Origin of the sequence: Spongiactinospora gelatinilytica (genome assembly GCF_003236385.1) — a bacterium.
In the GTDB taxonomy this organism is placed as follows: Bacteria; Actinomycetota; Actinomycetes; order Streptosporangiales; family Streptosporangiaceae; genus Spongiactinospora; species Spongiactinospora gelatinilytica.
In genome coordinates this window covers 1-7,499 of record NZ_POUA01000372.1, presented here as the reverse complement: position 1 = coordinate 7,499, position 7,499 = coordinate 1, and the positions used below count along the sequence as shown (strand labels likewise).

General features: G+C 74.4%; 5 protein-coding genes and 1 pseudogene. 4 read left to right on the top strand and 2 right to left on the bottom strand.

Annotated elements, in window-relative coordinates:
* Positions 1-375: pseudogene (locus C1I98_RS41965) on the top strand (DUF2079 domain-containing protein); the annotation flags it as partial.
* Positions 376-378: 3 nt separating this feature from the next.
* On the opposite strand, the gene C1I98_RS31920 reads toward C1I98_RS41965, so the two are convergent.
* Positions 379-1,485, bottom strand: coding sequence for a glycosyltransferase family 4 protein (locus C1I98_RS31920; RefSeq protein ID WP_111171083.1), 1,107 nt, complete (start codon positions 1,483-1,485; stop codon positions 379-381).
* A gap of 101 nt (positions 1,486-1,586) precedes the next feature.
* Between C1I98_RS31920 and C1I98_RS31915 the strand changes: the two genes are divergently transcribed.
* From C1I98_RS31915 to C1I98_RS31905, 3 genes are all read left to right on the top strand, one after another.
* The gene (locus tag C1I98_RS31915; protein WP_111171082.1) at positions 1,587-2,411 is read left to right on the top strand and encodes a PIG-L deacetylase family protein; all 825 of its coding nucleotides are present in this window, start codon (positions 1,587-1,589) and stop codon (positions 2,409-2,411) included.
* A gap of 66 nt (positions 2,412-2,477) precedes the next feature.
* On the top strand, positions 2,478-3,620 hold the full coding sequence (locus C1I98_RS31910; RefSeq protein WP_111171081.1) for a lysylphosphatidylglycerol synthase domain-containing protein: 1,143 nt from the start codon (positions 2,478-2,480) through the stop codon (positions 3,618-3,620).
* A 122-nt stretch (positions 3,621-3,742) separates the two neighbouring features.
* Entirely contained in the window at positions 3,743-7,135 is a 3,393-nt protein-coding gene (locus C1I98_RS31905) for an ATP-binding protein (RefSeq protein ID WP_233508361.1), read from the top strand.
* A gap of 59 nt (positions 7,136-7,194) precedes the next feature.
* Here the strand turns inward: C1I98_RS31905 and C1I98_RS31900 are convergent.
* Positions 7,195-7,499 (bottom strand): hypothetical protein (locus C1I98_RS31900; protein WP_233508360.1); only part of this gene is annotated, 305 nt, incomplete at its 5' end.

Below are 7,499 nucleotides of genomic sequence, written 5' to 3'. Positions count from 1 at the left end.
GTCCTGGCGTGGTCGGTGGGGGTGTGCGCGGTGGCGATCACGCTGCTGCCGCGGTTCGGGTTCGACCAGCTCGTCCATCCCACCTTCTACCAGCGCGACGCGCGGGCGGTGGCGGCGGCCGAAGCCGTGGCCATGGTGCCCTCCGGCGTCGTCGTGGAGGCGGGCAACTCGCTCGGCCCCGCGCTGAGCGCCCGGACCACCGTGCTGCTGTTCGACCACAGGCCGAGGAACGCCCCCTGGGTCGTGGCCGACGTGTCGCGCGCGGAGTTCCCTTTCGGCTCGGCCGACGACCAGCGGAAGCGGGTCGAGGGCCTGATCCTCATCGGCTACCGCATGGTCTACGACCGCGAGGGCATCGTCGTGCTCAACCGCTAGCGCCTAGCGGCGGGGCGCGCGTTCGCGGGCCTGGGCGTAGCAGCGCTCGAAGCCCGAAAGGACGGCGGGCCAAGAGCACTGCACGGGCTCGGTCTCGCGGTTGTGCGCGGCGATCTGCTCGCGCAGCTCGTGGTCGGCGGCCAGTTTGGCGACGCAGGCGGCCATCTCGTCCACGTCGCGGCCGAGCAGCCCCTCCTTGTACGGCCGGACGAAGTCGGCCACCCCGCTCTGCGCCCGCGCGACCACCGGCACCCCGGCCGCCCTGGCCTCCAGGGCGGCCAGGCCGAAGGACTCGCGCGGGGCGGGGGCGACGAAGATGTCGGCCTCGGCCAGCAGGTCGCGGATCTGCTCGCGGGACTGCCTGCCGGGCAGCGTCACCCACCCGGACATGCCGTGGCCGCGCACATGCCGTTCCATGGCCGCCTTGGCCGGTCCGTCGCCGACGATGGTGGCCCGCAGGCCGGGAGTCCGCCGGGCGGCGATCTGGAGGAGCTTCAGCAGTCGTACGGGGTGCTTGCGGGGGGCCAGCCGGCCGACGGCCACGACGTGGACCGGCCCGCCGGGGGCCGCCCGCCGTACCGGGCCGCTGGGACGCCAGCCCGAGATGTCCAGGCCGTTGGAGACCACGTGGACCGGCACCCCGCGCCCGGCGACCGCCCGGATGGGGCGGGCCGCCGCCTCGCTGACCGCCGTGCCCACCAGGCCCCAGCGCCGCCAGCCCGCGGCCTCGCCCAGCAGGCCGTACACGCCCTTGGTGACCGGGTCCCACATGCTGTGCACGGTCACCACCAGCGGCATCCTGGCCCGCGCCGCGGCCCGCGCCGCCATCCAGGCGAACGGCGAGATCGCGCCCGCGTGGACGTGGACCACGTCGGGCCGGCGCGCCGCCAGCAGCCGCAGCATGTGCCCGACGCCGAACGGGTGGACCGGCAGGTCGAACGGCATCGGCGCGACCACCCGGTGGACGCCCGGCAGGGCCTCGCCCGGTGTCGCGGTGGCCACCTCGACCTCGTGACCGGCTTTCGCCTGCGTCGCGGTGAGGTCGGCCACCTGCACTTCGATGCCGCCGAGCCGGGGAAGGTAGCAGTCGCTGACGTGGAGGATCCTCACCGTCTCAGCCTACGGCGATCGACGCCTCGCGTTCTCCGGGCGGACGGCGGGATAGGGTTTGCTCATACCCCCCGAGACGCCGGTGAGCCGCGGGAACGGAGATGAGCGCCATAAGCACAGCAGTCTTCTTCCACGCCCACCCCGACGATGAGGCCCTGCTCACCGCCGGGACCATGGCCATGCTCGCGGCGCAGGGGCACCGGGTGGTGCTGGTGGTGGCCACCGCGGGCGAGCGCGGCCTGGCCGACCTCGCCCCGGGCGATGCGCTGGGCGAGGCACGGATGTCGGAGCTGTACCGCTCGGCCGCGCTGCTCGGCTGCGCCCGGGTGGTCAAGCTCGGCTACGCCGACTCGGGCCTGGGCAGCGCCGGCGGCGTGGCGGACGACCGGCCGGACGACGCGTTCATCGACGCCGACACCGAGGAGGCCGCGCAGCGGCTGGCCGAGGTGCTCAAGGAGGAGTCCGCCGACCTGGTGACGATCTACGACCCTGCGGGCGGCTACGGGCACCCCGACCACGTGCAGGTCCACCGGGTGGGCAGGCGGGCCGCCGAGATCGCGGGCACGCCGATCGTGCTGGAGGCCACGGTCGACCGTGACCTGCTGCTGCGCGCGCTGCGCCTGGCGGGCCGGTTCTACACCTTCCCGCCGGAGTTCGATCTGCGTACCTTCGAGCGGGCGTACTCCCCCGGCGAGGCGATCACCCACCGGGTGAGCGTCCGCCGCTTCGCCCGGCAGAAGCGCGCCAGCATGGCGGCGCACGCCTCGCAGGCCACCGGCGGCGACGGCGACCGGACCCTCGGCATGATGCTGAAGATCCCCGGCCCGCTGTACCGGCTGATCTTCGGCACCGAGTGGTACGTCAGGCGTGACGTCCCGCTCGGCACCCGCCTGAAACACCCCTTCGACATTCCACCAAGGGCCTGAGTAAGGGGCGGCTCGTCCGAAAGGAGGAGCACGGCGACGAGAAGGGCGCGGCAAACTAGAGCCGACATGAAGAACACCCGGATACAGATCCTGCTTTCCGTCGTCTCGCTGGGGCTCGCGGGCTCGCTGATCGTCTTCTTGCCGCAGGTCGTCGGCGCGCTGACCGACAAAGAGGTCTCCTGGGCCCAGATCGGCGCGGAGTTCGCGCAGATGAGCCCGCTGATGGTCGGGCTGATGACGGCCGCGTGGATGGCCAGCCTGGGCGCGTACACGGTGGTGCTCACCCGGTCACTGCCCGGCCTGACGCACCTACAGGCCCTGACGCTCAACGCGGGCAGCAGCGCGGTCAGCAACCTGCTGCCGTTCGGCGGCGCGCTCGGCGTGGCGCTGACGTTCGCCATGACGAAGGGCTGGGGGTTCCCGTTCCGCGCGGTCGTGGTGTCCACGCTGACGACCGGCGTGTGGAACAACCTGTTCCGGTTCATCCTGCCCGCGGTGGGCATCGTGTCGCTGCTGCTCGCCGGGCGGGTGCCCGACCAGCGGATCGCGCAGGCCGGCTGGGTGGGCGCGCTGTCCATCCTGGCGCTGGTGGCGGTGGCCGCCGCCGCGCTGTACTGGGACCGCGCGGCGGCCGTGCTGGGCCGCGGGCTGGACGGCGTGGTACGGCTGGCGCCGCACCGGATCCGCCCGCGCGAGCACGCGGCCTCCGAGGCGCTGGCCCGGCTGCGCACGGACATCGCCGCGATCGTGCGGCGGCGCTGGGCCGGGCTGAGCCTCGGCATGATCGCCTTCCTGGGCTTCCAGTGGCTCATCATGCTCTGCTGCATGTACGCCACCGGGGCCTATCCGGGGCTGGCCGAGTCGATCGCGGTGTTCGCCCTCTCGCGCGTGCTCACCACGGCTCTGGTCACCCCGAGCGGTGCCGGGATCATGGAACTCGGGGTGCTCGCGCTGCTGAACGCCTTCGGCGTGCCGCTGCCCGCCGCGACGGCCGCCGCACTGCTCTTCGGCTTCTGGACCTACACTATCGAAATCCCCATCGGCGGGCTCGCGCTCGGCGCATGGGCACTGCTGCGCAGGCGCAACGGCGGAGCGGATCGGCAGGCAGGTCGGAAGGTCGAGGAGGCGGCCCACATTGAGGCCCGCGGTGAGGTCCACAGTGAGGTTCACGGCGAGGTCCACGGTGACGGCGCCGCGGCGCGAGAGTAGCGTGCCGTCCCGGCGGCCCGCCCTCGTCCCCATACCGGCTTTCCATCACATGGGCGTCGCAGGCCACGCCCGTACCGCAATGCGGCGGTACGGCTTGTGCCCCCTTCGCGAGCACGCATAGCGTGGCGGCTGACATGGTGGCGTTCCGGGTACTTGGGCCGGTCGAGGCATACGACGGCGATGACGAACTCGACCTCGGCGGGCTTCGGCAACGCGCCGTGCTCGCCCGGTTACTGGTCGCACGCGGGCAGGTCGTGCCCGTCGACTCACTGCTGTACGACCTGTGGGACGACGACGCCGCCAAGGGCGCCCAGTCGGGCCTTCAGGTCTACATCTCCCGGCTGCGCCGGGTGCTCGAACCCGGCAGGCCGCGCGGCGGCCCCAATCGGCTGCTGGTCACCGTGGCCTCGGGCTACGCGCTGCGGGTCACCCCCGACCAGGTGGACGCGCTGCGCTTCGAGGAGATGGTGCGCACCGCGGGCGAGAACCTGGAGGCCGACGACCCGGGGGCGGCACGGGCGAGGCTGACCAAGGCCCTGGGCCTTTGGCGGGGCACCCCCTACTCCGATTTCGCCGACCAGCCGTGGGCCGAGGCCGAGGTCAACCGGCTCACCGAGCTGCGGCTGGTGGCCAGGGAACGGCACGCCGACACCGGCCTGCGGCTCGGCATGCCCGCCGAGACCGTGCCCGACCTTGAGGCGCTGACCGCGGAACACCCGCTGCGCGAGGAGGGCTGGCGGCTGCTGGCCCTCGGCCTCTACCGCAGCGGGCGGCAGGGCGACGCGCTCGCCGCGCTCCGCCGCGCCCGCACGATCCTGGCCGACGAGCTGGGCATCGACCCCGGACCCGCGCTGCGCAAGCTGGAGTCCGACATCCTGGCGCAGTCGCCCGATCTGGAGCTTGCCGGGCCACCGCTGCGGCAGGGCCGCCAGGTCCCGGCGGTGGGCGACACCTGGCCGCCGCGGCCGACGTCCACGCCCCCCGACCTGCCCCCGCTGGAGCCGGAGCCGTTCGTCGGCCGGGAGGCGGAGCTGGCCAGGCTGGTCACCGCGGCGGGCCGTACCGGTCACTTCACGGTCGCGGTGGTCAGCGGCGACGCGGGCGAGGGCAAGTCCACGCTGGTGCGCAGGCTCGCGCTGACGCTCGCCGCGGACGGCTGGATCACCGCCGCCGGGGCCTGCCCGGACAGCAGCGCCACGCCGCCCGGGTGGGCCTGGGTGGAGATCTTGCGCACGCTGGTGTCGGGCATCGGCCCCGGGGAGTACGGCCAGTTGCTCGCCCCGCTGCTGGACGACACCGCCCCCGTCCCCGACGACGACATCGCCTCCGGCGGCTTCCGGCTGCACCGCGCGGTCGGCGGCTACCTGGCGGGCATCGCCAAGGAGTGCCCGCTCGTCATCATCCTGGAGGACCTGCACTGGGCCGACGCGCAGACCCTCGCGCTGCTGCGGGCGCTGCCCAGCCTGCTGGCCACCAGCCGGGTGCTGCTCGTGGTCACCGCCAGGGAGAGCGAGATCACCGGCGAGCAGGCCGACGTGCTGGCCGCCCTGGCCAGGCTCGGCCCGGTCCGGGTGGGCCTTTCCGGGCTCGACGCCAAGAGCGTGGCCGAGCTGGTCCGCGCCACCTGCGTGCGCGAGGTCGACGAGGACGCGGTCAGCACGATCGCCGAACGCACCGGCGGCAACCCCTTCTTCGTGCGGGAGACCGTCCGGCTGCTCGACTCGGAGTACACCAGAGGGCGCACCACCTCGGCCGAGGTGCTGACCGGCGTCCCTTCGGGCGTGCGCGACGTGCTGCGCCGCCGGATCGCCCGGCTGCCCGGCCCGGCCCAGCAGATCCTGCTCCAGGCCGCGGTGATCGGCCGGGACGTCGACGTGGACCTGCTGGTCGATGTGGCGGGCGACGAGGACGCGGTGGTGGAGGCCGTCGAGGCCGCGCTGCTCGCCGGGCTGGTCACCGAGCCGGGGCCGGGGATGCTCCGGTTCGACCACGACCTGGTACGCGGCACGCTCTACTCCGACGCCTCGCGGCTGCGCCGCACCCGGCTGCACGCGGCGGTGGCCGCCGCCGTCGAACGCCGCAACCCCGGCGACGTCGCGGCCCTCGCCCACCACTTCGACGCGGCCGGCACGGCGGAGACCGCCGCCAAGGCCGTCCACTACGCCAGTCTGGCCGCCGACCAGGCCGAACGCAGGTTCGCCCACCGGGAGGCGGCCGACCTGTGGCAGCAGGCCATCGACGCGTTCGACCGGGCCGGGCGGGCCGACGACGAGCAGCGCGTACGCGAGCGGCTGCGCCTGTCGCTGCGGCTGATCAAGGCCCTCGGGCTGTGCGGCGACATGGCCGCGGCCCGCAGGCAGCGCCGCGCCGCCATGGACGCCGCGCTGCCGCTCGGCGACCTGGAGCTGACCGCCAGGGTCGCCGCGTCCCTGGCGGTGCCTCACAAGGGCATGGCCCGCGACTTCACCCGCACCGCCTGGGAGATCGTCGACGTCACCGAGAGGGCGCTGATCGAACTCCCCGCCGAGGAGCAGGCGCTGCGCGCCAGCCTGCTCGCCACGCTGGCCCTGGAACTGGAGGGGTCGGCCGGCGGCAGGGGGCACGAGGCGTCCCTGGAGGCCGAGGAGCTGGCCCGGATGAGCGGCGACCCGGCGCTGCTCGCGGTGGCCCTCAGCGGGCGGCTGCGGCAGTCCTACGGCATTCCGGCGGTGGGCGAACGGGAGGCGATCGGGCGCGAGCTGCTCTCGGTGGGCGAGGCGTCCGGGCAGGTCGCCGTGCAGGCGCTGGCTCACCTGGTGCTGATGGAGTGCGCGGCGGCGCGCGGCGACTTCGCCACCGCCGACGCCGAGGTGGCCACGGCCGAGCGGCTGGCCAGGCAGTACGACCTGCCGGCGCCCGCCGCGGTCGGCGCGTGGTACGCGGGCCAGCGCCGGATGATCAGCGGTGACTACGCGGGCGCGGAGCGGGCCTACCGCGACGCGGCCAGGCAGACCGCGCGGGCGGGCATGCTCGAAGGCCGCCAGGACCTCCCGCTGATCACCTCGTTCTGCCTGCACCTGGTGGACGGCAGGGCGGCCGACATGGTCGAGCCGCTGGCCGAGGCCCACCAGCGCGGCGCGAAGTGGACTCTCGACGCCTACGCGCTGGCGCTGGCCTCGGCGGGGCACCAGCGCGACGCCCGCGCGGTGGCCGCCGTGCGCACGCCCGTCCGCCTCGACTTCCTGTACGAGCTGGCGATGACCTGGCGGGCGCTGACCGGGATGCTGCTGGAGGACCGCATGCGGATGCAGGAGTCCTACGACACGCTGACGCCGTTCTCCGACCGGATCGCGGGCGCGGGCACGGGTGTGGTGGCCTTGTGGCCGGTCGCGCTCACGTTGGGCGATCTGGCGGTACGGCTGGGCCTGCCGGACGCCGCCAGGGCGCACTACCAGAAGGCCGTGGCGGTCGCCGAGCGCGTCGGGGTGTCGCGGTGGGTGGAGGCGTCCAGGCAGGCGCTCGCCGCGAACCTGTAGCCGGTGCGCCTCGCCCGGCGGTCCCCACCCCACATGGGGGCCGCCGGGGGCGCGGCTCCTCAGCAACTGAGCTGGAACCGCTCGCTGAGCGCGGCCTTGGCCGGGCGGCCGCCGTTCTCGACGGTCAGCTCCACGCGGTACCAGCCGGGGTTGTTCACGACATCGGGTGCCCAGCGGGCCTCGAACCGGCCGCCGGTGAAACCGGCCGCGGCGGTGGCGTAGGACTTCCAGGCGCGCGCTGACGCGCTCCAGCGCTGGAGCCGCCAGCCGTACAGGACGGTGGCGGTGGGCTCGGCGCCGTCGATCAGGCCGCGCGCGTCCAGCCTCACCGCACAGGGCCGCCCCCCGGCCCCGATCCCGACCG

What these genes read in the sequence shown, in the direction of transcription:
- C1I98_RS31915 (WP_111171082.1), top strand. Translation starts at nt 1,587, where the DNA reads ATGAGCGCCATAAGCACAGCAGTCTTCTTCCACGCCCACCCCGACGAT.
- C1I98_RS31910 (WP_111171081.1), top strand. Translation starts at nt 2,478, where the DNA reads ATGAAGAACACCCGGATACAGATCCTGCTTTCCGTCGTCTCGCTGGGG.